This is a genomic window from Embleya scabrispora DSM 41855, from assembly GCF_000372745.1.
GTDB lineage: Bacteria > Actinomycetota > Actinomycetes > Streptomycetales > Streptomycetaceae > Embleya > Embleya scabrispora.
In genome coordinates this window covers 227,936-251,959 of the sequence record NZ_KB889561.1, presented here as the reverse complement: position 1 = coordinate 251,959, position 24,024 = coordinate 227,936, and the positions used below count along the sequence as shown (strand labels likewise).

Genomic DNA, 24,024 nt, shown 5'->3' with positions numbered 1-24,024 from the left:
AGGACAGCCGGAATTGTGAGCTGGACGTGTTGCTCGGGCTCGACCTACCGTCGGAGACATGGCTGCTTCGACCACCACCCAGGCGTCCACCGATTCCTTCTGGGCCGATGCCGACAGGCACCTGGTCCGCTACGGCGGCGAGTTCACCCGCGAGATCATCGATCGTGCCGCCGGGAGCTTCGTGTTCACCGCGGACGGCCGGAAGATCCTCGACTTCACTTCCGGCCAGATGAGCGCGATCCTCGGCCACTCGCATCCGGAGATCGTCGCGACCGTGCAGCGGCAGGTGGCCACCCTCGACCACCTCTACAGCGGCATGCTCAGCCGCCCGGTCGTCGACCTCGCCCGGCGGCTGGCCGACACGCTGCCCGCACCGCTGGAGAAGGTGCTGCTGCTGACCACCGGCGCCGAGTCGAACGAGGCCGCGATCCGGATGGCCAAGCTCGTCACCGGCCGGCACGAGATCGTCTCGTTCGCGCGATCCTGGCACGGCATGACACAGGCCGCCGCGTCCGCCACCTACAGCGCCGGCCGCAAGGGCTACGGCCCGGGTGCGCCGGGCAACTTCGCCATTCCCGTGCCGAACGTGTTCCGGCCCGACTTCACCACGGCCGACGGTTCGTTGGACTGGCAACGCCAGTTGGACTTCGCCTTCGACCTGATCGACGCCCAGTCGACCGGCAGCCTGGCCGCGTGCCTGGTGGAACCGATCCTCAGCTCGGGCGGCGTGATCGAGCCGCCGGTCGGGTACTTCGCGGCCCTGCGCGACAAATGCCGGGAACGCGGCATGCTGCTGATCCTGGACGAGGCCCAGACCGGCCTGTGCCGCACCGGATCCTGGTACGCCTTCGAGCGCGACGGCGTCGTGCCCGACATCCTCACGCTGTCCAAGACGCTCGGTGCGGGCCTGCCCCTCGCGGCCGTGGTCACCAGCGCCGAGATCGAGCAGGAGGCGTACGAGCGCGGGTACCTGTTCTTCACCACGCACGTCGCCGACCCACTGCCGGCCGCGGTCGGCAACACCGTCCTCGACGTGCTGGTCCGCGACCGGCTCGACGAACGCGCGCAGTCGCTCGGCGGCTTCCTCCGCCATGGCCTGACGGACCTCGCCGCGCGCCACGCCGTCGTCGGGGACATTCGCGGCCGGGGCCTGCTGGCCGGTCTCGAACTCGCCGTCGACCACGAGCGGAAGCACAGCTCGGACGAACTGGGCGCACGCATCACCCGCCGCTGCCTCGAACTCGGCCTGCACATGAACATCGTGCAACTCCCCGGCATGGGCGGCGTCTTCCGCATCGCCCCACCCCTGACCGCCACGGAGGAGGAACTCTCCCTCGGCCTGACCATCCTGGACCGGGCGATCGGCGACACCTGCTCGACCCTTTGACCCTGCCGCGCCGGGCACGCCGATCCGACGCGAGGGTCAGCTCGGGACGTGGGCGCGGACGGTGGCCTGGACGTGGGGGCCGAGGGAGTTCGTTCCGGTGACGTCGAGGGCCACCTCGTCGTCGTGTGCGGCGGTCACCTCGCCGGCGAGGGTGAGGGTGTCCCCCGTGTGGTTGGGGGCGAGGAGGCGCAGGTCGACCTCCAGGAGTCGGCTGGCCGGGCCGCCCCAGTCGGTGACCACGCCGCCGACGAGTCCGGTGGTGGCGAGGATGTTGGTGAAGATGCCGGGCCGTCGAAGCGAGGTGCGCGTCCAGTCGGCGTCGTGGTGGGCGGCGTAGAAGTCCTGGGTGGCGAAGGCGGTCGCGATCACGAACGTGGGGGTGATCGGGATGGTGGTGACGGGGGTGCGGTCGCCCACTCGCGGGGCGGCCGTCAGCGGGCGGCAGGTCCGGCCGCTTGCGGGGGTCGGCTGCGGGGGATCCGCGAGGGTGGCCGGCGCGGCGGCGGGTTGGTTCTCCGGCGTACGGAAGCACAGCACGGTCCAGTCGACCGTCGCGACATCGGCCTCGTCCCGGTCGCGGAAGGTCATGCGCGTCGTGACGAAGTATCCGGCGCCGAGCGCCGTGCGCTTGCGCGCCGACACCGTCGTGATCACGCTCTCGCACGTGAGGTGGTCCCCGACGGCCGCCTCGCGGTGGTACTCCTGCCGGCACCTGGTCGCCGCGCGGGCGGCGTACCCGTGCGCGGTGAGAAGGCGATGCACGGCCGCCGCCGGGTTGCCGGCGCCCTTTCCGTTCGCCCGATCGTGCGGCGGCGACCCGTCGTTCGCCGTTTCCCCGCCCAGGTAGGGCGCGTATCCGGGGACCTGCGGCAGCGTGGCGGCCAGCGCCGGCAGCCGGGGCATGGTCCAGGCTTGGATCATGGTCGGCGGCGCGATGATCCCGGCTCGTCCGGTTGCGGCGGCGGCGCCGGCGTCGCGGTAGACGGGGTTGGGGTCGCCGAGGGCGTCGGCCCACAGGTCGAGCATGGGCGCGTTGACCGCGTGCCGGGCGCGCACGACCGACGCGGTGCCCTCTACGACGCACTCCTGGAGCATCCTGTCCAGTTCCACGGTGTCGGTCGTCATGCCCGCCTCGCCTTCCAGACGATCGCCGGTTGCCGTCGCACACCCTATCGATATCCTTGACATTGACAAGCGATGGGTGTCGAGCGCGCAGCGGCCCCGCTTTACGATCGCGCCCCGGCTTGCCTCGCGATCGTGAAGCGGGCCGGGGTCACCCCGAGGTAGCGGACCCCACCGACGGCAGGTAGCGCGGCGCCTGTCGGGCGTCCAGCCGACGCTCGACCGCGGCCCCCAGCGACAGCAGTTCGGTGTCCCGCTGGTCGCCGGCCATCAGCAGCAGGCCGACGGGCAACTCGCGCACGAAGCCTGCGGGTACCGACAACGACGGGTACCCGGCCACGGCCGCGGGAGTGGAGGACGGGATCACGTCGTTGTCTCCCCGCACGCAATCGGTCGTCCAGGCGGGCGGGTTCGTCGGCGAGGCGATGGCGTCCAGGCGATGCGCGGCCATGGTCTCGTCGATCGACCGCCGGGACAGGTCCTTCAACTCGGCGCGCGCCGCCCGGTATCGCGGGTCGGTCGTCGGCGGCGCGGTCAAAGCCTGCTCGAACAACTCCTGACCGGCGAAGCAGGTCTGCTCCGCCGGGTGGTTGCGGTTGAACTCGATCAGTTCGGCAAGATCGCGCGGCCCCTGCCGGGTGCCGAGGTAGGCGTCGATGTCCCGATGGAACTCGCTCAACAGCGCCGGGAACTCCAGTTCGGCCAGCCGCTCCTGGTAGGGGAGGTTCACCTCGACGACCTCGGCGCCCGCCGTGCGCAGGCGGTCCGCCGCACGCGTCATCAGGGCGTCCACGTCCGGCCCGAGCGTGGGCAGCCGCCACAGGCCGATGCGCTTGCCGCGCAGACCGCCGGGACGCGTCGCCTCGCCGGCGACGTCGAACGAGTCGGCGAGGCGCGGAAGCCGGCCGCCGCTGAGGACCGCGAGCGTGAGCGCGGCATCGGTCACGTTGCGCGCCATCGGTCCGGCGGTGTCCTGCTCGGCGGAGATCGGTACCACGCCTGCTTGACTGACCAGGCCCAGGCTGGGCTTGTGGCCGACCACGCCGTTCGCTCCGGCCGGGCACACGATGGAGCCGTCGGTCTCGGTGCCGATCGCCACCTGTGACAACGACGCGGCGAGCGCGGCGCCCGAACCGGCCGACGAACCACAGGGGTTGCGGTCCAGCACGTACGGATTCCCGGTCTGCCCGCCCACCGCGGACCATCCCGATGTGGGCTTGGCGCCACGGAAGTTCGCCCATTCGGAGAGATTCGTCTTGCCGAGGATCACCGCCCCCGCGTCCCGCAGCCGCGCCACCAGGACTGCGTCGGTGTCCGGCGGACTCCCGGCCAGCGCCAGCGATCCGGCCGTCGTCGGCAGGCCGCGAGTGTTCACATTGTCCTTGAGCAGAACGGGGATTCCGTCGAGCGGGCCACGGCTCTCGCCGCGCCGATGCCTGGCATCGCTGGCGGCCGCCTGGCGCAGGGCCGTGGGATCGGTGCGCAACACCGAGTTGATCCGGGGATCCACGGTCTTGACGCGCCACAGGTAGGCGCCGGTCAACGCCGACGAGGTCAACGAGCCGCGTGCCATGCGCGCCTGTAACTCGGGGATGGTCACCGTGTCGAGATCGACTCCCAACCGGGCCGGCGAATCCGCGGCCGCCTCGGCCGCCGAACCCGGCGACCCCGTCACGAGGCACCCGGCCACCAGGGTGGCGATCAGAAGGGCAACGCTCTTCTTTGTCATGCGGGTCATCGCACTACATCCCGGTGTCCCGGCACAAGGACGCCCGGATACCCGCCCGGATCCGGCCCCTCACGTTCACGGCTCGTCAACCGACCGAAGCCCCCGGCGCGGCGGGGCGCGACGCGACGGGGCGCCGACCGGGCGGGCGGCCGGCGGGGCCGCTCGGCACGCCGGCACGCAACATATGCGGTGTGCCGGTCCGTCCATGGGGTGACCGAATGCGTAACGACCGTGAGGGGGCCGGAACCGGATGACTCCGGACCGAGAGGACGAGTTCGACGCCTTCGTCGTCGCCTCGCAACAGGTGCCGGCTACCCGGCAATGGCATCGGGCCCGGGCGACGGTGCCGTGGACGCCGGCCGTGGCGCCTGCGATCGACGGGTCGTATCGCGCAGGGGTGAGGCAGTGGAGCGCCCCCGGCCTCGGCCGGGGGCGCCTTGGGTGTGCTGTTCGGTCAGGGCACCCGCTGCGACGTGGGTGGTCGGGTACGGGTGGTCAGGTCGTGGCGTCGCGGACGACGTTGTACATCGCCTGAGTCAGTTCCCCGAAGCCGTTGGACATCAGGTAGGGGCCGTACGCCCAGTTGGGGGTGCTGCCGTGGACGATCGCCCAGACCGCGTCCCACCAGGGCGAGGTGCCCGTGGAGTTGGTGAAGCGGGAGGTGACCGCGATCTGGGTGCCGGTGCCGGTGGCGGGATCGAAGTTCATCAGCCAGGGACCGCCACTGGAGCCGGGCGACATCGCCGAGGCCATGTCGTGCGCCAGGCTGACGGAGGAGTCGCCGATCGTGGAGCCGCGCGCGTACATCAGGCTCCGGCCGTCGAAACCGCGTCGCAGTGAGGGGGCGACGCCGAAGTCGGCGGATGTGGTGCCGTCGCTGTTCTTCGTCCAGTACCAGTTGCGGGTGTTGTCGGTGGGGTAGCCGAACTGGTGCAGCGAGAGCGGATTGGCGGCCACGCCGAAGGCGATGTTCTGGCCGCCGGTGAGCTGCTGGATCGGTGTGGGGTCGCCGGGGCGTTCGACGGTCGCCATCGCGACGTCGCCGCCGGATCGGAAGGTGCTGTCCGCGTCCCACGTGGGAGTGATCCAGGCGCGGGTGACGCCCCACACCCCGTACGGCGCGATGTCGGTGCCGGGGAGGGGCGCGTTGGTGTCGTCGGTACCGGTGAAGCGGGGCACGTTCGCGCCGTTGAAGCCGGGGATGAACACCGCGTTGGTGACGACGTCGTCGCCGAGTCCGCCGCGGATGTTGGCGGTCACCTTGAGGCAGTGGCCCGCGGTGACGATGGTGCTCCGGTTGGCGCTGGTGACGACGTTCGCCGAACACGAGGAGGGCACGAGCGTGCCGTCGAACGAATTGCGGTACACCATCAGCAGCTTGCCGGCCGTACGCGAGATCGCGCCCTGGCCGGCCCACGGCTTGCTCAGATCGTCCCAGCCGCCCGGCGGCGGGAACGCGTCGGCGCCGTCCGAGTTGAGGCCGTATTCGGCGATCCGCGCCACGTTCCAGAAGGCGACCTCGGCCTGGAGCGTCGCGGCGTGGTTGACGGGGTCGGCGGCGACCAACCGGGGGAGTTCGACCGGGGCCGTGTTGTCGGCGTGCGCCGCCGGTGCCGCGGTCAGCGCCGCCGCGGTGAGACCGAACACCCCCACCACGGTGGCGATCCTGCGTCGTAACGTGCTTCGTATGTGCATGAAGTGGTCCATGTCCTCTCGAATGAGCAACGGTACGAGCGTTGTCGCGTCGGGAGGCGTAGGCCCATCCGGGCCCTCGCCGAGATCACGCCGTGCCGTACGTCGCGATCGACTCTGTTCATGACCGGCCGGTCGGTCATAAGGTGTTCACGCGGGGCGCAACTGTCAAGGCCACCGGATGGTTTGACCGTCGAACAGGGGTGATCGGTGGCACGGCCGGCGGGACCGGGACGCGAGGCGTTGCTGCGGGCGGGGCTCGAAGTCGCCGACGCGCGCGGGCTGTCCAGGATGTCGGTGAACGCCGTGGTGGACGCGGCGGGCATGGCGAAGGGCAGCTTCTACCAGCATTTCAAGGACCGCCGCGGCTACCTCGTGGCGCTGCACCGCCGGTACCACGGCGGCCTGGAGGAACGTGTCCTGGCCGATGTGGACGGCCTCGCGGCCGGCCGCGAGCGCCTGGTCGCCGGTGTGCACGGCTACCTGGACGCCGGCCTGGCGACCACCGGCACCCGCGCGCTGCTGGTCCAGGCCCGTACGGACCCCGACCTCTTCGAGGAGACCCGGGCCCGCAACGCCCGTACCAGAGCACTCGTATTGCCCGAACTCGTCGCCCTGGGCTGGGATCCCGCCGAACCGATGGCGCACCTGCTCGTCGCGATGGTCTTCGACATCACCCTGGAGGAACTCGTCGGCGGCCGCCGCGACGACCTGCGGGAGGCGCTGCTGCGACTGTTCCTGCGCTGATCCGCGCGGCGGACGTCGACGGGGTCCGGCCGCGTCCCGGTGAGGTGACAGGCGCGTGACCGCGATCCGGGTCAGCCGGTCGTGCCGAGGAACGGACCGTCGGTGCCGAATACCAGGCGGGCGAAACGTTCGCCGATGCGGCGGTGGGTGGCGGGGTCCGGGTGCAGTTCGTCGGGCAACGGCAGTTCCACGTGGTCCGCCTCGCCGTAGAGGTCGAGGCCGTCGAGGTGGTGCAGGTTCGGATCGGTGGCGGCACGATGCCGGACGATGCCGGCCAACACCTCCCGGATCACGGTGAGCGTCAGCTTCCCGGCGGCGACCTGCGCGGGGTCGCCGGTGGCGGTGAACCGCAGGCGCCCCTCGCTCATCGCTTCGAGGTCGAAGGCGGAGGGTCCCGGGGTGTGTTCGTGGATGGCGCAGTGGATGGGCGAGACGACCAGCAGCGGCGTGGTGGGATGTCCGTCGCGGATGGTGTCGAGGAAGCCGTGCACGGCCGGGCCGAACGCGCGCAGCCGCATCAGATCCGTGTTGACGATGTTGATGCCGATCTTGAGGCTGATCAGATCGGCGGGGGTGTCGCGCATCGCGCGGGCGGTGAACGGGTCGAGCAGGGCGCTGCCGCCGAACCCCAGATTGATCAGCTCCACGTTGCCGGCAGCCGCGGCCAGGGCGGGCCACGTCCCGGTCGGGGTGGCGGCGTTGGAGCCGTGGCTGATCGAACTGCCGTGGTGCAGCCAGACCTTGCGGCCGTCGGCCGGTCGTGTGTGCACGGGCGCGTCGGTGCGCAGGGCGACCAGCAAAGTGGTCTCGTCGTGCGGCAGCCAGATCTCGACGTCCTTCTCGTCATCGGGCAGGCCGGCGAACCGCACGGTCCGTACCGGACCGGGGTGGGTCCGGGCGGTTCCGGAGGCCATGTCGATGGTGAGCGTGTCGCCGTCGGGCACACCGGCCCGGTCCACGAGTCGTCCGTCGACGACGAGGTCGTACACCCCGTCGGGGCGTGGCGGCGCGCCGACGTAGACCCGTTTGGTGGCGACGACGTCCAGTTCGACGACGGTGGCCCGGGTGCGCAGGGCCAGCCGCACGCCGGAGGGTTGCGATTCCGCCATGGCGAGCTGCCCGTCGGGGATCTGCCGTCGGGCACGTGCGGGGAGTCGGTGGGGCAGGACGCCGCGTTCGGTGTGCTCCAGGTCGAGGGCGCCGCGGACGAGGTCGGCGGTGATGGGGGTGGTGACCCGGTCGTTTTCGGTGTTCATCGCATTGCCTCGGTCTTGTCGATGGGGAGGCCGGTGAGGGAGGGCCGGTCGGGTCCGGGCCGGTCAGGGCGCGGTGGGCCAGGTGCGCAGCAGGGCGTCGAGCGCGTCGAGGATCTTGGTCCAGCTCTCCTGCGAGTCGGGGGCGCTGTGGCTGAAGCCGCCGGCGCTCTCCAGGTCGACGTAGCCGCTGAAGACGCTGCCCAGCAGCCGTACCGCGTGCGTCTGGTGTGGTTCGGCCAGGTCGTATCCGCGCAGGATGGCCCGCATCATCCGGGCGTGCCGGACGCCGGCACCGGCGGCCGCCGTGTCCGGGTCGAGCCGGAACCGGGCCGCGGCGAAGCGGCCCGGGTGTTCGAGGGCGTAGTCGCGGTAGACGTTCGCGAACGCGATCAGGGCATCCTTGCCGGCCCGGCCGGCGACCGCGGCGGAGACTGCGTCGGCGAGCTCCGCCAAGGCGAGCAGGGCGATTCTCGTCTTGAGGTCGTGGGCGTTCCTGACATGCGAGTAGAGGCTCGCGGTCTTGACGCCGAACCGCCGGGCGAGTTCCGCGGGGGTCGCCTGCTCGAAGCCGATCTCGTCGGCCAGCTCCGCCCCCGCCCGGACCAGGTTCTCCGTGGTCAGTCCCACCCGTGCCATGCCCATCCTCCAGGTTTCCGAACTCACCTCCCAGTGTGCCACAGTCAATTAGTGTTTTGCCTAAACAGATTAGGCAAAATGACATCCTCATCGGACGCATCGATCGAGCACGAAGCGCCGGTTCGGGCCGGCCCGAACCGGCGCTTCGCCGTGCCGCTCCCGTCTCGCCCGAAGGCGCAGCGGCCGGGTCGGCGGGCCGCGCGTGGAGGCGCGGCCGGTCGTGGTCAACGCGTTGCGGTCGCCGAGTTCCACCGCGGGTCGCGGCCGGTGTGGGCAAGCAGGGCCTCGAACGGTGGGGCGTCCTCGGGGGTCGGGACCGGGGCGGCGAAGACGTTCATCGTGCGCGCGGTCGTGGCCATCGTGTCGACGAGCTCGTTCAACGCGGGGATCACCTGCGAGGGCGGCGTGTAGTCCCGGCCGGTGGCCCGTGCGAGATCCCATGCGTGGACGGTGAGGTCGAGCAGGGCCATGCGCGCCACGATGCCCGCGGGCAGGCCCATGCCGCCGGAGATCCCCTCGTCGGCACCCGGCATCGACCACGCCGCGACGAGCCGCGCCGTCTCGGCCTCGAAGCCCGCCCGCCAGTCGCCGTGCAGGTGATCGGGGGTCGTGGAGAAGTCCGCCGATTCCTTGGCGGCGAGAGCCTGGAAGTTCACGACCACCTGGAAGAGATGGTTGAGCAGGTCGCCCACCTCGTAGGCGTCGCAGGGCGTCGGCAGGCGCAACTCGTCGTCGCGGATGCCGCCGACAACCGCGACGGCCGCGCGAGAGGCATGCCGCAGAAGCTCACTGATCGTTTCGGTCATGCCCAGACCCTAGGCACGGCCCCCCACCCCCGCCTTGAACAAACGCGACAGGGCCTCACCCGTGATGGCCACTCTGCCGGCCGGCGGCGCGTCGGTGGTTATCGGTGGTCGGTGGGCGGATCGCCGCCGTCGGTGAGGAGGTCTTCCAGTTCGGCTGCGAAAAGTAGGGCGGGGTCGAAGCCCATGCCGGCGAAGTGGCCGGCGAGTTCGAGGGACAGGACGCCGTGGAGTCGGGTCCAGAAGGTCAGGGCCCGGTGCAGGACGGCGGGTGAGGCGGGGTGGTCGGCGGCCCAGTGGCGGTGGTTCGCGAGGTGGGTGTCGAGTGGGGTCACGGGGCCGTCGGGGAGTGTCGCGGAGCAGGCGTCGAGCAGGGTCGTCATGAGCTCGTTCGCGATGACGGTGACGTGGTCGGGGGCGTGGTAGCCGGGGACCGGGGTGCCGTAGATGAGGAGGTATCGCTGGGGGTCCTCCAGGGCCCAGCCGCGCATGGCGTGGGCGAGCGCCCTCGGGTCGGGGCCGGATGCGGCGGCCGCGTGGAGGGTGTCGGCGAGGCTGCGGTAGGCGTCCTCGACGAGTTCGGTGATCAGGTCGTCGCGGCCGGCGTAGTAGCGGTAGAGGGCGGGGCCGCTGAGGCCCATGCGTTTCGCGATCGCGTTGAGCGAGAGTGCGGAGGCTCCGGCGGTGGCGATCTGCTCCCGCGCGTGCTCCTTGATCTCGGCGCGCACCTGGGTGCGGTAGCGCTCACGCGGGGTCTCCGTGTCGGTCTCCGCCATGGTCTGCCTCTTTCCGGACCTCGATGAACCCCGATGGAACCTGCCGGGACCTTGCCGATCTTGCCGGACCCTGGCGGCTACATGCTCAAGGTCTGGTTAGAGGGTATCACGCACGTGTTTGACGAGGACTACTTACGAGCGTTACAACTTATAACGAACGGCAAGGCCATTCAGGCACCCGGCGGTGCGTCGCCTTCGGTTTCGCACGTCCGACCCCACGCCCGCACAAGGAGAACGTCATGTCAGTCGCAGCCACCTCGCCCGCAGCCACGGACCGACGCGTGCCTCGGGCGGTGACCATCGGCGCGTGGGCCGTTCCCGTCATGGTTCTCGCCCAATTCGCCCTGCTCGCGGGCGTGCCCGTCGTCATCGCCCTGGTCGGCGCGCTCACCCGAGTCCGCGACCGGGCGGTCCGCCTGACGGCCGCCCTCGTGGCAGTGGCCTTCGCGATCCCACTCACCGTGTGGCTGGTACGGCCCGACGGCGCGCAAAGCCTGTCCAAGGACATCCACCCGGCGTTCGTCGCCCTGATCGTCGCCGCATCCGCCGCCCTCGTCTTCACCATCCACCGCGCGCGCCGTCGCCTGCCGACCCGGTGACACCACCACCCGAACCGCCCCCGCTGCCGGGGGCGGTGGATGTCGGCCCGGTCGGTCGCCGACGGCCGGCGGCGCTTCGAACACGGCCGTCCGCCGCGGTCCGATCGGGCCCTCGCGTGGACGGGTGTCCGGCGGGGGATCGAAGACACGCCCCAAGGCCCCGATCGGGCGTGGGCCATTCGGGTGAACCGGTGCGGCGATGGTTGCCGGAGCCGGCCGGCCTCGTTGAGAGGAGTGCGCGTCGCAATCGGGCGGCGCGGATGCTGCGCTACACGGGAGATTGTCGTGAACTCGTTCAAAAAGGTCAGTGTCCTGGCCGTCGGCACCGCCGCCCTCGTGATGACGGGCGCAGGCGCCGCGAGCGCGAGCGCCGATGCCGATGCTGCGGCGGTGAAGTCCTCGGGTGTCTTTTCCGGAAACATCGGCCAGACACCCTTCCACACTCCCGCCATGGGATGCGGCGACACCGCCAATACGGGCGCCGCGCTCAACCCGGCGTTCGGCAACGAATGCGTCATCGCCGAGATCAACGATTACGGTGACGAGGACTACGAGCACGAGGGCCACCGCCGGCAGGATCACCCGCACGGTGGCGGCGGCTACCAGCACGACGACGGCCACCGCTCGCTCCTGGAGCGTGTAGGGGTCTGACACCTCGTTTCGTTCGAGTCACCGGTTCGGCCGCCCTCTCCGCGTCCGAGCCCGGGATCCCGTGCCCGCCCTGCGGATTCGGCGATCGTCCGCTCCGGTGTCGCCGCCTCGCGACGACACCGGAGTGAGGGGGATACCCGCGCCCCCGGGCACCATCGGTGCCGTCCCTCACGCGAACGATCCGCCGCAGGACCACGGACGGCGTCCGGGCGGGCCGCCGCGCCATCGGCATGCCAGCGACCGGATCCACCGCCGGCCCCGCGAACTCCGGGACTTCGAGCGGAAGAAGGATCGACACCTTCGTAACGCCCCCGGGTCGGGCGCGTGTTCATCCCGCCTCGGCACGACGACTTCGGCCCCGACCACGGGATGGTCGGGGCCGACGTATCGCCCGTCACGACGGACGACGGAAGAAGTTCCCCCCACACCCGAGCGGCTACCCCGGGCGCGAGAGCGGGTGCGGCGCGGTGCTCAGCAGGGCTGGTCGATGTGGTCCGGGTGGAAGCGCACGGCTCCCAGCACCTGCGGGTCGAAGAGGTCCAGGAGACCGCGCAGCGGCTCGTCGGGCTGGTCGGGTCCCCACAGTTCCAGGGCCATCTCGCCGTGGTAGAGCATGGGCCAGCGCACGTAGTGGCGGGTGTCCGCAGGGTCGTGCAGCGCGCGCGAGGCGGCCAGCGTGGAACTGGCGACGTCGATCATCAGATCCGTGCCACAGCCGAAACCGTACGGATAACGATCCCGGTCCGGCGGGATGGTCTCGATCAGGGTCGAGTCGGCGTGCGAGACACCGACGTGCGCGTGCAGGCCCGCCCGGATGGCCGGCACCTCATGGGTGCCGTTCGGGTCCCACTCCCAATGCCCCGCCGCGTTCCTGGTGACCCGTACGGTGGGCGCCGCCTCGAGGAGCGCGCAGACCTCCCACGCCTCCACCGACGGAGCCATGGGTTGCATGCCCTCGGGGGCCAGGACGCGCAACCGGCCCCGGTTCAGGCGATGGTCGACGGCCACGAGGTCACTGTCGGAGAGGTCGCGCTTGTCGACACCCCAGCGCCCGGACGCGGTGACCACGAGCGCGTCGAGATCGGGGTCGAAGGCGAAGAGCATGCCCTCGCTGAAGCCCTGGAGGTTGAGGTACATCGCGTAGGTGCGGCTCAGCCGAGGCGATACGAAGTCGCGCATCGCGTGCGGGGCCGGCAACAGCCCGAGGCCCCCCATCCGGGTCCCGGCCGCCGCCAGGCTCCGCGGCACGCGGGCGGCGGCCCACTCGGCGGCGGTGAAGGCATCGGGCACCACGTCGTGACGGCCGGCCACTTCGTGGGCGCAGGCCGCGGCGACCAGTCGATCGCAGATGCCCTGAGCGACGTTCACGGTCTCGGTGGGGTGTCCGCCTTCCATCGTGCACAGCGTCGCCTCGGCGACCTCCCCGGGCAGCGCGCCGGGAGTGACGAACACGACCGTGAAGACCCCCACCCTGGCCATCAGGATCCGCGCGGCGCGCACCACCTCGGGGTGCGACATCTCGCTCATCCGCTCGGGCACTTCCGCGACGGCGACCAGTCGGCCGACCACGCCCTGCCGACCCTGCTCCTTGCGGAGCCTGAGCATCAGCGGAGTCCGTTCCTCCACGATGCGGTCGGCCAGCGGGCCGGGACCGTCGGGCACGGACACGCCCACCAGGACCACGTCGGTCCTGGTCTCGTTCGCTCCCCGCCGGACCACCCGGTGCCCGCCACGCACGAACGCCGCCGTCAGGTCGTCCAGGAACGACCGCACCACGCCGGAGAGTTCCGGGGCCGGGTCGGCGACCCGGACACTGCACGAGCGCCACCAGTCCAACTCTTCCAGCGGCCGGCGGGGAGCCGGGACGGCGCATCGCGCCGACATCGATTCCACTCGGGTCACAGTCATACAGGGGCTCCTAAGGTTGCTGAGCGGAAGGCGAGGACGGCGTTTCGGCCGCCGAACGCGACCGAGGTGGAGATCGCGGTGTTCAGGCGGGTGGGGTGGCGTGGGGCCTCGGCAACCACGTCCGGATCCGACTCGGGTCGGTGCGGCGGTGATCGGTGGGCAGTGGTCGAAGGTGGCCGCGAGGAAGCGGGCCTCGGCGGCGTCGTCGAGGGCTGTGCCGGGGCCGTGCGTATTGACGTGATCGACATCGCCCGGGCTCCGGCCGGCGTCGGCCAGGGCAGCGGGGGTGGCGAGTCGGGAGCCGCGGCCGTCGGGGTGCGGCGCGGTGACATGGCAGGCGTCGCTCGCGGAGCCGTAGCCGGACACCAGGGCCCGCACGCGGGCCCGGCGGGCGCGCGCGTGCTCCAGCCGCTCCAGGACCAGGATGCCGATGCCCTCGCCCGGTACGAATCAGTCGCGGTGAGCCGGTTGCACATCGTGTCCGCGCCGCCGGCGAAGACGATGTCCAGGGTGCCCGCGCGGACCAGGTCGCGGGCGACGCCCAACGCGGTCGCTCCGGACGCGCAACCGGCGGTGGGGGCGAAGTCGGCGCCCTGGGCACCCGGATCCAGGGCGAGCTCGGTGCGCGGGGTGTTCGGCAGCGAGCGGGGCAGAGCGGTCGCGGGGAGCCGGAGGTGACACGGTCCGCGGCCGGCTTCGTCATAGCCTCCGTCCACAGGAGATGCCCACCGCCAGGCCGGCCGGCACCGGGTCGCGGCGAGCCGTGGAAGTGCCCGCGTACAAGGTCCTCCAGGTGGCTTCGACCCCGATTCCGCCGGCGGTGACCAGGCCCGGACCGGTGACCGCAACCTCGGAGGAGGCCATCTCAGCCGTCCGAGGACAAGGCGTGAACCGGGGCGGAGGTCGGGACGGAGGGGGCGGGGGTGGTCCGGGCGTACGGTTCGGCGATCGGAACGGCCTCGAACGCCACAGCGGCCTCGGCCAACGTGGTGTCCTTGTCCAGGTTGGCCGGCCCGCTGAAGTCCTTGTCCGTCCGGTCCGCGACGATGACCGCCAGTTCCGCCATCGACAGCGAGTCCAACTCCAGCGATTCGAACGTCGCTTCGGGAACGATGTCCGTGGCGTCGATGCCGAACTCCTGGACCAGCAACTCACACAGCATCGCGTACACGGGGAACGCCCTCCTGCTCGGTCGGAACGCGCACACCCGGCGGCGCGTCGCCGTGCAACAACCCCGATCGGGTATGCGATCGAGCACCCTGTGTATCGGTGGCGAGGTCGGGCGCGAAACCGTCCCCCGGCCGCTCCCACGCCCCCGAACCAGTCCACGACCTGGGGTGATGGGCCGGGAACGGCACCGGGAGCATGCCTGGATGTTCACCCGCAAGTACGCAACCATCGCAACTCGAACGTACGAAGGCGGACCTGGCGTGACCTTTCCGGGGTTCGTGCGGTTAACCAGCCCGTACGGGAGTCCGATCGGCCGATCATTCGTCCGCGGACAGCGGGCGAACCGTCCGGGGAGGCGTCGTCCCAAAGGATGGGACGCACACCCGGATCCGGTCCCGGCCGCCGGGCTCGACCACGGGCCTGCCCAGTACGTACGTCGGCGCTCACGTCCTCGCGAGGTGTCGCCGTACGACGCGATTTCGCGCCGCCCTCGGTGCTCGCGCCGGTTCGACGTTCGCGTCCCGATACCGAAATCCGGGCCTCCATCGCGGATTCGCCGGTCCGAGCCGTCGTCGCTGGTGTGCGGTTCCCGTCCGCCCGTTGCGAGAAGGAGGCAGTAATGTCCACGGCCCTGGTCACCGGCGCCAGTTGTGGTCTCGGTGCCGACCTGGCCCGCGCCCTCGCCGCACGCGGCCACGATCTGGTCCTGGTCGCCCGCGGCGCCGAAGCCCTCGACCGACTCGCGGCCGACCTCACGATCGAACACGGCATCAAGGCACATGCGTTGCCCGCCGACCTGACCGTCGAGGCCGACCTCGAACAGGTGGCCGCGGCGGCGTGCGACATCGACATCCTGATCAACAACGCGGGCGCGGCCCTGGGTGCGTCCTTCGACCGCACGGCCTGGGCGGACGAACAGCGGATGCTCGCCCTCAACGTCGTCGCCCCCTCCCGGCTCGTCCACGCCGCGCTGCCCGAAATGCTCCGGCGCGGCGTCGGGCGCATCCTGACCGTGTCCTCGGTGGCCGCCGTCGGGCCCGCCTGGCAGGGCACGGCGTACGGCGCGGCCAAGGCGTACGAGTTGGCCATGACCCAGTCGTTCGCCTACTCCCGGCGCGTCCGCACCTCGCCCGTCGCGCTGACCGCACTCGTGCTCGGCTACATGGCGTCGCAGTTCCACGTGCGAGCGGGCGTCACCGCGCCGCCCCCGTTGCTCACGCTCGCATCGCCCTACGTCGCGAAACAGGCGGTGCGGGCCATCCATCGGCGCCGTCCACCGGTCGTGTGTGTGCCGAGCATGCGCTACAAGGTGCTGGCAGGTCTCCTGCGCCATGCCCCGTACCGGTCCCTGACGATGCCCGGCCTGGCCAAGGACTTCACCACCGGCCCGGTCGGGGCCCACGACCGCGATACCGACACGGTGGCATCGGGACGAGGCGATGGTGGTAACGACGTGCCGCCCGTCGGAGCCCACCGGGACGGGCAGGCCCACTGACGCGCGTCCTCGGCCCCGCCCGCGTCGCATCGCTCGACCCTGCCGTGCGTGACATCGGGCGGTGGGGTCCTCGACGGCCGGCGCGACCCCAACGCACGTGCCATCGTTCGCAGTTGGGTTCGGGCCCAGGCCGGAAGCGGCGCTGCGCCGAACGGGTGCCCGCCGAACGGGCGATCATCGGGATCCGACGCCGACATTCGGGCCCCAACTCCCACCGATGCGCCCCGGCCGGACGCAAGTGTGCGGTGTTTCGTGGTCGTTTCATGCGGTCTGTTCCCGATAGCCTGCCCCGTCTGCGACACGGCCGAGGCCGGGGGACGGAAGGTCGTCACCGGAACCGCCGTGCCGCCGCGCGCACATCGTTGCTTCAGAGGAGTGTCGGTCGAGTGTTCAGTCGTGTCGCCATCGTCAACCGTGGTGAGGCCGCGATGCGGCTCATCCACGCCGTGCGGGAACTGGCCGGGGAATCGGGGACCCGGATCGAGACGGTGGCCCTGCACACCGACGTCGACCACGCGGCGACATTCGTGCGCGAGGCCGACCTGTCCTACGATCTCGGTCCCGCGTCCGCTCGTCCCTACCTCGACCACGCCGTCCTGGAGCGGGCGTTGGTGGCGACCGGGGCGGACGCCGCCTGGGTCGGCTGGGGCTTCGTCGCGGAGGACCCGGCGTTCGCGGAGCTGTGCGAGCGCATCGGCGTCACCTTCGTCGGGCCGAGCGCGCAGGCGATGCGTCGCCTCGGTGACAAGATCCAGGCGAAGCTCATCGCCGAAGAGGTCGGTGTGCCGGTCGCGCCGTGGAGCCGCGGCGCGGTCGAGACGCCGGCCGCGGCGTTGGCGGTGGCGGCCGAGATCGGCTATCCGCTGATGCTGAAGGCGACCGCGGGTGGTGGCGGGCGCGGTATCCGCGTGGTCACGAGCGAGGCCGAGCTGAGCGACGCCTACGAGCGCACCAGCCTGGAGGCCGAGCGGGCGTTCGGCAGCGGCGTCGTGTTCCTGGAGCGCCTGGTCACCGGCGCCCGGCATGTCGAGGTACAGGTGATCGCCGACGGCGAAGGCACGGCGTGGGGGCTGGGCGTTCGCGACTGCTCGATCCAGCGACGCAACCAGAAGATCATCGAGGAGTCGGCGTCGCCGGTACTCGACCCCGAACAAACCGCCGAACTCAAGGCGTCGGCCGAACGACTGGCCATCGCCGTGGGCTACCGCGGCGCGGCGACCGTCGAGTTCCTCTACCACCCCGGCGACCGGCAGTTCGCGTTCCTCGAGGTCAACACCCGCCTACAGGTCGAACATCCCATCACCGAGTGCACCACCGGATTCGATCTGGTCAAGGCGCAGCTGCGGGTGGCGTCGGGCGGCCGGCTCGAAGGCGAGCCGCCCGTCGAGCGCGGGCACGCCATCGAGGCCCGGCTCAACGCCGAGGACCCCGACCGCGACTTCGCGCCCTCCCCGGGCCGCATCGTGCGCCTCGACCTGCCCACGGGCCCGGGCATCCGGGTGGACACCGGAGTCGGCGAAGGCGACACCATCCCGGCCGACTTCGACTCGATGATCGCCAAGATCATCGCCTACGGCCACGACCGGGACGAGGCCCTCGGCAGGCTGCGCCGGGCGATGTCGCAGACCAGGGTCGTCATCGAGGGCGGCGCGACGAACAAGAGCTTCGTGCTCGATCTGCTCGACCAGCCCGAGGTGATCGACGCGAGCGCGGACACCGGCTGGATCGACCGCGTCCGCGGCGAGGGCAGGCTCGTTGCGCATCGGCACTCCGGCGTGGCGCTGGCGGCCGCCGCCATCGAGGCGTACGAGGAAGAGGAACTCCGGGAGCGGCGGCGGCTGTTGTCCACGGCCTTCGGTGGGCGCCCGCAGGTGCAACACGAGAGCGGCCGTCCGCTGGACCTGAAACTGCGCGGTATCGGCTACCGGGTACGCGTCGCGCGCGTCGGTGCGCATCGGTTCCGCGTCGGCATCCAGGTGGGTGACGTCGTGCGCACCGCCGACGTCGAACTCGACCGTTTCGACCGGCACACCGGGCAGATCGTCGTCAACGGCACCGCGTACCACCTGCTCACCGCCACGCACGGGCCGATCCACCTGGTCGAGGTCGACGGCGTGACGCACCGGGTCGGCCGCGACGAGGGCGGCGTCGTGCGCTCGCCCGCGCCCGCGCTGGTCGTCGCCACGCCGTTGGCGGTGGGCGCCGAGGTCGAGGCGGGCGCTCCGGTGCTGGTGCTGGAGAGCATGAAGATGGAGACGGTACTGCGGGCGCCGTTCCGGGCGCGGCTGAAGGAATGCGCCGTGTCCGTGGGCAGCCAGGTGGACACCGGCGCACCGCTGCTGCGCCTGGAACCGCTCGACGACCAAGCCGCCGAAGCCGAGAACACCTCATCCGTCGAGCCGGACCTGCCGGCCGCCGCCGAGGCGCTCCCGACGCGAGAGCGCGCCGCGCGCGGCCGGGAGGACCTGCGCGGCCTGCTCCTGGGGTACGACGTCGATCCGCACGACGAACGCCGGGTGCTCGACGACTATCTCGCGGCGCGCCGGGCGGCCATCGAGGAGGGCCAGGAACGACCACTGGCCGAGGAGCTCGAACTCGTCGACTTGTTCGCCGATCTCGCCGAGCTGAGCCGCAACCGCCCGGCAGGCGAGTTCGGCGACGTCGACAGCCACGTGCACAGCGCCCGTGAACACTTCCACACCTACCTGCAGAGCCTCGACGTCGAACGGGCCGGGCTGCCGGAGGCATTTCGGGCCAAGCTCGCCAAGGCGCTCGCCCACTACGGCGTCACCGAGTCGGAGCCCTCGGCCGGGCTCGAGGCCGCGGTGTTCAGGATCTTCCTCGGCCGGCAGCGCGCGTCCGTCGACGCCAACGTCGTCACGACGTTGCTGCGAACGTGGCTGCGGGAGGCGCCACCGGACGCGACCCTGCGCGAGCCGGTCGGTCTGGCCCTGGAGCGGCTGGTGGCCGCGACCCAGGTCCGCTTCCCCTCGGTCGCCGACCTCGCGCGCGGCCTGATCTTCGCCTGGTTGGCCCAGCCGCTGCTGCGGCGCAACCGGGCTCGCGTCTACACCGAGGTCCGCAGGCACCTGCGTCACCTCGACGAGCACCCGGACACGCCGGACCGCGCCGAGCGGGTCGCCGCCATGGTGCGCAGCACCGAACCGCTGGTGCGACTCCTCGGCCGGCGGCTCGGCCGCGACGACCTGGACAACACGACCATGCTGGAGGTGCTGACCCGGCGGTACTACGGCAACAAGGGCCTTACCGGCGTGCGTTCGAGTGAGGTCGCGGGTTGCACGTTCGTGGTGGCCGAGCGCGCGGGTACACGTCTGGTCTCCTCGGCGGTGCGCTTCGACGAACTGGGCAACGTGCTGCGCGGGCTCACGGAACTGGCGGGAGGCGAGGACGCGGTCGAGGCGGACATCTATCTCGCCTGGGAGAAGCAGCCGGCGGACACCGACGCGATGGCACTCGCGCTGCACGAAGTCGTCGACGCACACCCCCTGTCGAACCGGGTCCGCAGGCTCACCGCCACCGTCGCGGGCTGCGGCGGCACGGTGATGCACCACCACTTCACCTTCCGCCCGACCGGCACCGGAATGGTCGAGGAGCGGCTGATCCGCGGCCTGCACCCGTACATCGCGCGGCGGATGCAGTTGGAGCGGCTGAGCGAGTTCGACCTCACCCGCCTGCCGTCCTCGGACGAGGAGGTCTACCTCTTCCGGTGCGTCGCGCGGGAAAACCCGTCGGACGACCGCCTCGTGGCCTTCGCCCAGGTCCGTGACCTCACCGAGTTGCGCGACCAGGAGGGCAGGCTCATCGCGCTGCCGACGGCCGAGAACGTCTTCGCCGCCTGCCTCGACTCGATCCGCCGCGCCCAATCCCGGCGGCCGACCGGGAAGTACGCGGACACCAATCGGATCGTGATCTACGTCTGGCCGCCGAGCGACATCACCCGCGCCGAGTTGGAGACGGTCGTCGGGCGCTTGATGCCGACGACCGAGGGTGCCGGGTTGGAGGAGATCGTGTTCATCGCCCGCCGGCGCGACCGGCACAGTGGTGAACTGGGCAAGATCGCCGTGCGGGTCGCCTGCGACGCCTCCGGCGGCACCGAACTCACCGTCGGCGAGCGCTCGCCGGAGCCGGTCGAGCCGGTCGACGACTACCGGCGCAAGGTGCTCCGCGCCGCCGCCCGCAACACCGTGTACCCGTACGAACTGATCCGCTTGCTGGGCGACTTCGTCGAGTACGACCTCGACGAAGAGCATGTTCTGGCGCCGGTCGACCGGCCGCGCGGGAACAACACCGCGGCGATCGTCGCGGGCGTGGTCACCACGCCGACCGCGCTGCACCCCCAGGGCGTCGTCAGGGTCGTGCTGCTCGGCGACCCGACGAAGTCGCTCGGCGCGCTGTCCGAGCCGGAGTGCTCGCGGGTGATCGCCGCGCTCGACCTCGCCGAGCGGATGCGCGTGCCGGTGGAGTGGTTCGCGCTGTCGTCGGGCGCGCGGGTCTCGATGACCTCGGGTACCGAGAACATGGACTGGGTCGCGGCCGCGCTCAAGCGGATCGTCACGTTCACCCAGGCCGGCGGCGAGATCAACATCGTGGTCGCCGGGATCACCGTCGGCGCCCAGCCGTATTGGAACGCCGAGGCGACGATGCTGATGCACACCAAGGGCATCCTGGTGATGACGCCGGNCTCGGCGATGGTGCTCACCGGCAAGCAGGCGCTGGACTTCTCCGGTGGCGTCTCGGCCGAGGACAACTTCGGCATCGGCGGCTACGACCGGGTGATGGGCCCCAACGGCCAGGCGCAGTACTGGGCGCCGAACCTGGCCGCCGCGCGGGACGTGCTGCTGGAGCACTACGACCACACCTATGTCGTACCGGGAGAGGAGATGCCGCGGCGGGCGCGGACCACCGACCCCCTCGACCGCGACATCCGCGACTTCCCGCACGCGGTGGCGGGCAGCGACTTCACCACCGTCGGCGAGATCTTCTCCGCGGAGCACAACCCGGACCGCAAGAAGCCGTTCGACATCCGTACCGTGATGCGCGCGCTGTCCGACCAGGACCACCCCGTGTCGGAGCGCTGGGCGGGGATGGCCGACGCGGACACAGCGGCCGTGCAGGACGTGCGCCTGGGGGGCCTGCCGGTGTGTCTGATCGGGATCGAGTCGCGGTCGGTGCCGCGACGCGGCTTCCCGCCCACGGACGGCCCGGACACCTACACCGCGGGCACGCTGTTCCCGCTGTCGTCGAAGAAGGTCGCGCGGGCGATCAACGCGGCGTCCGGCAACCGGCCGCTGGTGGTGCTGGCGAACCTGTCCGGGTTCGACGGCTCACCGGAGTCGATGCGCAAGCTGCAACTGGAGTACGGCGCGGAGATCGGCCGGGCGATCGTGAACTTCCGCGGGCCCATCGTCTTCTGCGTGATCTCGCGGTACCACGGCGGCGCGTTCGTGGTCTTCTCCAAGGCACTCAACCCGAACATGACCGTGCTCGCGTTGGAAGGCTCGTTCGCCTCGGTCCTGGGCGGTGCCCCGGCCGCCGCAGTGGTGTTCGCCGGGGACGTGCACGCCCGTACGGCGGCCGACCCGCGGGTGCGAGAGCAGGAGGCCCGAGTCGCGAGCACCTTCGGCGCGGATCGCGCCGCGTCGAAGGCGGAGCTGGACGAGTTCCGCGCGTCGGTCCGCGCGGAGAAACTCGGTGAGGTGGCCACGGAGTTCGACCGTGTGCACGACATTCGGCGGGCGGTCGAGGTCGGCTCCGTCGATGTCGTCATCCGCGCCGAGGAACTGCGCCCACGGATCATCGAGGCCATCGAGTTCCGCCTGCGCTCGGCTCCCGGGGGCGATGCCGAGGCAACTCGGGCCGACCTGTTCGTACATCAGGCGTCGGTACCGGAGCGCACGCTCCGGTGAAGCCGGCGCATCGCCGACCGGTTCCCGTCGCGGTTGCCCGAATGCAGCAATGCGGCCTGCGTCCGTAGGGGTGGTTTCGAAAAACGCCGACATGTGCGGTGAGCAGCGACGATGCCGGAGTTTCCGATGATCGGGGGAGTTTCGCGGGCGTGCCTGCGCACAACGCCCGCGGATCTGCGTCGAGGATGAACCCGACCGCCTCGGGCGAGGCGGTGTCCTTCCAAGGTAAGGGGATTTCATGCGTAGGATCACAGGCGCTTCCGTCACCGTTGTCGCGGCCCTGCTCGTGGCGGGCGCGGCGTTCGCCTCACCGGCGTTCTCCCTGGCGGCCGACGTCGACCACTCGGCGGGCGCGTCGGGCCGGGAGGACGGCGGTTGGGGCGGTGGCGGTGGCGGCGGCGGTGGTGGCTGGGGCTACGGCGGTGGCAACTCGCACGGCGGTGGCGGGGGCGGTGGCTGGGGTCCGTGGGGTGGCGGCGGCGGTGGCGGCAAGGGCGGCGGCGGCGGTTGGGGCGGCATCCGGTAGCCGTTCGACCGTAACCTGACACGACTTCGGCCTGCTCGATCCGATCGGATCGAGCAGGCCGAAGTCGTTGGCACAGGGTGCTGATCGACTCGATCAGGACGGTGCGGCCGCCTGACGCACGCCCTTGGCCCTCGTGCGCCCGATGGAGGCGTGCAAGACCGGTTCGAACGCGGAGCCCGGCAACCGGGTGCCGAGATCCATGGCTTTCGCGTCGAGGCCGATACACACACGGGTGCGGCCCTTGCGGACGCTGGTGAGGATCAGACGAGCGCCGCGTTCTTCGGCGAGATCTCGGACAACGAGTCGTGCACCGCCGCGACCTTGTTCCGGTCGGTTCCCCGCGTTGCCCGCGAGTCGTGCACGATGGCGGTCTTGATCCCGGGGCCGGGGCAGGCGGTGGTCACGCCGACCTCGCCGCCTTCACGGGGTGGTTCGCCGCGCAGGGATTCGGAGAAGCCCCGGACGGCGTACTTCGTCGTGGAGTCGGGGCTGTGCGTGGGCATGCCGAACAGCCCGAACGAGAAGGAGAGACCACGTGAGCGCCGCGCGTCGGGTCGGCGCGGCGAAGGAGCGGGAGGAAGGATTCGTGCCGTGGGCCTCCGCGGTTGCGCCCAACCCCTGCGCATCGACGTCGGAGAGGGCCGACTGCGCGCCGTGTCAGGCGAGGGCGAACACGAGTGCTTTTCCGATCCCGGAAGCGGCTCCCGTCACCATGCACACGCGTCGTGCGTAGTCTCGAATCATGGGTCCACTCCAAAACACTCGACATATTCGGACGACGGCGCGGTCGGCCCCGGAAATCAGGAGGACGCGCCGACGGTGGTGCGCAGATCGGCGGATAGGTCGGTCAGCAGACTCGGCAATGTCTCGTGGACGTACAGGTGGCCGCCGGGGTAGGTCCGCAGTCGCATGGGCCGCGTGGTTTGTTCCTGCCAATTCGACAGGGATTCCACCGCGACCAGGGTGTCGTCCCGCGCACCGAAGACACTCAGCGCACAATCCAATGGCGGCTCGTGGACATATCGGTGCTGAAGAGCCAACAGGAGATCGGCCATCATCGGTGGTCCGAACGCCGTCATCGCGCCTTGGTCCCGAAACACCTCGGGCGGAAGCAGGTCGGTCAGTCCCAATTGCCGCCAGGGCTGGTCGGACACCAGGATCGGCTGACACGCGCGCGCGAACGCGCCGCCCTGCGGCGGGGGAACCGCGGACACGGCCAGCAACGACGGCATTGCGTGACCGCAACGGCGCAGCTCGCGCACGGTGTCGAAGGCGATCATCGCGCCGATGCTGTGGCCGAAGAAGGCATAGCGACGGCCGTCGTCGGATTCCAGAACGAGTTCCGCTACCATCGCGCTCAATTGGGCGGGATCGGTGAGTGAAACCTCGCCCGTCCGTGCGCCGCGACCCGGAAGTCGAACGGCCGTCAGTTCGACAGAATCCGGCAGGTATTCCACCCACGGTGCGAACATCGTCGCATCCGCACCCGCATAGGGGATGGTGAACATCCTCATCGGGGCGAGCGGCCGGGGCGTGAAAGTGACGAGGTCCGGGCGTGGAGAGCGGGTGCTGAGTGGGCGGCAGATGGATTCCACAGGCG

18 protein-coding genes and 2 pseudogenes are annotated in these 24,024 nt (G+C 71.1%); 7 read left to right on the top strand and 13 right to left on the bottom strand.

All coding sequences use genetic code 11. From position 1 onward, the window contains the following. Positions 1-58 precede the first annotated feature (58 nt). The gene (locus A3IC_RS0101015; RefSeq protein ID WP_020548194.1) at positions 59-1,387 is read left to right on the top strand and encodes an aspartate aminotransferase family protein; all 1,329 of its coding nucleotides are present in this window, start codon (positions 59-61) and stop codon (positions 1,385-1,387) included. A gap of 36 nt (positions 1,388-1,423) precedes the next feature. Here A3IC_RS0101015 and A3IC_RS72355 read toward each other — a convergent pair whose 3' ends face one another. The 3 genes from A3IC_RS72355 to A3IC_RS0100995 all read right to left on the bottom strand — a co-directional run bounded on the left by A3IC_RS72355 (position 1,424) and on the right by A3IC_RS0100995 (position 5,933). After that, positions 1,424-2,512, bottom strand: coding sequence for an FAS1-like dehydratase domain-containing protein (locus tag A3IC_RS72355; protein ID WP_020548193.1), 1,089 nt, complete (start codon positions 2,510-2,512; stop codon positions 1,424-1,426). 148 nt (positions 2,513-2,660) lie between these two features. Further along, positions 2,661-4,238 carry an amidase gene (locus A3IC_RS0101000; RefSeq protein ID WP_026217735.1) on the bottom strand — a complete coding sequence of 526 codons (1,578 nt, stop codon included), beginning with the start codon at positions 4,236-4,238 and terminating at the stop codon, positions 2,661-2,663. Positions 4,239-4,733: 495 nt separating this feature from the next. Continuing rightward, a complete protein-coding gene (locus A3IC_RS0100995; protein ID WP_158695762.1) occupies positions 4,734-5,933 on the bottom strand; it encodes a trypsin-like serine peptidase in 1,200 nt (399 codons plus the stop codon). A 207-nt stretch (positions 5,934-6,140) separates the two neighbouring features. On the opposite strand from A3IC_RS0100995, the gene A3IC_RS0100990 reads away from it, so the two are divergent. Beyond that, positions 6,141-6,677, top strand: a complete 537-nt coding sequence (locus tag A3IC_RS0100990) for a TetR/AcrR family transcriptional regulator (RefSeq protein WP_020548190.1) — start codon at positions 6,141-6,143, stop codon at positions 6,675-6,677. 71 nt (positions 6,678-6,748) lie between these two features. Here A3IC_RS0100990 and A3IC_RS0100985 read toward each other — a convergent pair whose 3' ends face one another. From A3IC_RS0100985 to A3IC_RS0100965, 4 genes are all read right to left on the bottom strand, one after another. Beyond that, the gene (locus A3IC_RS0100985) at positions 6,749-7,933 is read right to left on the bottom strand and encodes an SGNH/GDSL hydrolase family protein (RefSeq protein WP_020548189.1); all 1,185 of its coding nucleotides are present in this window, start codon (positions 7,931-7,933) and stop codon (positions 6,749-6,751) included. 63 nt (positions 7,934-7,996) lie between these two features. Next, the gene (locus A3IC_RS0100980) at positions 7,997-8,569 is read right to left on the bottom strand and encodes a TetR/AcrR family transcriptional regulator (RefSeq protein ID WP_020548188.1); all 573 of its coding nucleotides are present in this window, start codon (positions 8,567-8,569) and stop codon (positions 7,997-7,999) included. Positions 8,570-8,793: 224 nt separating this feature from the next. Then, positions 8,794-9,375, bottom strand: a complete 582-nt coding sequence (locus tag A3IC_RS0100970; protein WP_020548186.1) for a TIGR03086 family metal-binding protein — start codon at positions 9,373-9,375, stop codon at positions 8,794-8,796. A 98-nt stretch (positions 9,376-9,473) separates the two neighbouring features. Next, positions 9,474-10,148 carry a TetR/AcrR family transcriptional regulator gene (locus A3IC_RS0100965; protein WP_020548185.1) on the bottom strand — a complete coding sequence of 225 codons (675 nt, stop codon included), beginning with the start codon at positions 10,146-10,148 and terminating at the stop codon, positions 9,474-9,476. A 239-nt stretch (positions 10,149-10,387) separates the two neighbouring features. Between A3IC_RS0100965 and A3IC_RS0100960 the strand changes: the two genes are divergently transcribed. Both A3IC_RS0100960 and A3IC_RS63825 read left to right on the top strand, forming a co-directional pair. Then, the gene (locus A3IC_RS0100960) at positions 10,388-10,747 is read left to right on the top strand and encodes a hypothetical protein (protein WP_040875935.1); all 360 of its coding nucleotides are present in this window, start codon (positions 10,388-10,390) and stop codon (positions 10,745-10,747) included. 285 nt (positions 10,748-11,032) lie between these two features. After that, positions 11,033-11,398, top strand: a complete 366-nt coding sequence (locus tag A3IC_RS63825) for a chaplin (protein WP_020548183.1) — start codon at positions 11,033-11,035, stop codon at positions 11,396-11,398. A 471-nt stretch (positions 11,399-11,869) separates the two neighbouring features. Here A3IC_RS63825 and A3IC_RS0100950 read toward each other — a convergent pair whose 3' ends face one another. The 4 genes and pseudogenes from A3IC_RS0100950 to A3IC_RS68230 all read right to left on the bottom strand — a co-directional run bounded on the left by A3IC_RS0100950 (position 11,870) and on the right by A3IC_RS68230 (position 14,468). Then, complete coding sequence (locus A3IC_RS0100950) at positions 11,870-13,306, bottom strand: hypothetical protein (protein WP_245599121.1); 1,437 nt, start codon at positions 13,304-13,306, stop codon at positions 11,870-11,872. A gap of 177 nt (positions 13,307-13,483) precedes the next feature. Further along, positions 13,484-13,672 (bottom strand): annotated as a pseudogene (locus A3IC_RS70520) (3-oxoacyl-ACP synthase); the annotation flags it as partial. Positions 13,673-13,791: 119 nt separating this feature from the next. Continuing rightward, positions 13,792-14,022 (bottom strand): annotated as a pseudogene (locus A3IC_RS70515) (beta-ketoacyl synthase N-terminal-like domain-containing protein); the annotation flags it as partial. Positions 14,023-14,171: 149 nt separating this feature from the next. Next, the gene (locus tag A3IC_RS68230; RefSeq protein ID WP_245599120.1) at positions 14,172-14,468 is read right to left on the bottom strand and encodes an acyl carrier protein; all 297 of its coding nucleotides are present in this window, start codon (positions 14,466-14,468) and stop codon (positions 14,172-14,174) included. 627 nt (positions 14,469-15,095) lie between these two features. On the opposite strand from A3IC_RS68230, the gene A3IC_RS51835 reads away from it, so the two are divergent. The 3 genes from A3IC_RS51835 (at position 15,096) to A3IC_RS72350 (ending at position 22,424) form a co-directional block, all read left to right on the top strand. Then, positions 15,096-15,971, top strand: coding sequence for an SDR family NAD(P)-dependent oxidoreductase (locus tag A3IC_RS51835; RefSeq protein WP_020548179.1), 876 nt, complete (start codon positions 15,096-15,098; stop codon positions 15,969-15,971). Between the two features lie 263 nt (positions 15,972-16,234). Further along, positions 16,235-21,898, top strand: a complete 5,664-nt coding sequence (locus tag A3IC_RS0100930; RefSeq protein ID WP_425387286.1) for an ATP-binding protein — start codon at positions 16,235-16,237, stop codon at positions 21,896-21,898. A 238-nt stretch (positions 21,899-22,136) separates the two neighbouring features. Beyond that, complete coding sequence (locus A3IC_RS72350) at positions 22,137-22,424, top strand: hypothetical protein (protein ID WP_052173156.1); 288 nt, start codon at positions 22,137-22,139, stop codon at positions 22,422-22,424. A gap of 260 nt (positions 22,425-22,684) precedes the next feature. Here the strand turns inward: A3IC_RS72350 and A3IC_RS61630 are convergent, their stop codons facing one another. Both A3IC_RS61630 and A3IC_RS51820 read right to left on the bottom strand, forming a co-directional pair. Then, on the bottom strand, positions 22,685-22,927 hold the full coding sequence (locus tag A3IC_RS61630; protein WP_020548175.1) for an SDR family oxidoreductase: 243 nt from the start codon (positions 22,925-22,927) through the stop codon (positions 22,685-22,687). A gap of 297 nt (positions 22,928-23,224) precedes the next feature. Beyond that, positions 23,225-23,932 (bottom strand): thioesterase II family protein, encoded by a 708-nt coding sequence (locus A3IC_RS51820; protein ID WP_020548174.1) that lies wholly within the window; start codon positions 23,930-23,932, stop codon positions 23,225-23,227. Between the last annotated feature and the right edge of the window lie 92 nt (positions 23,933-24,024).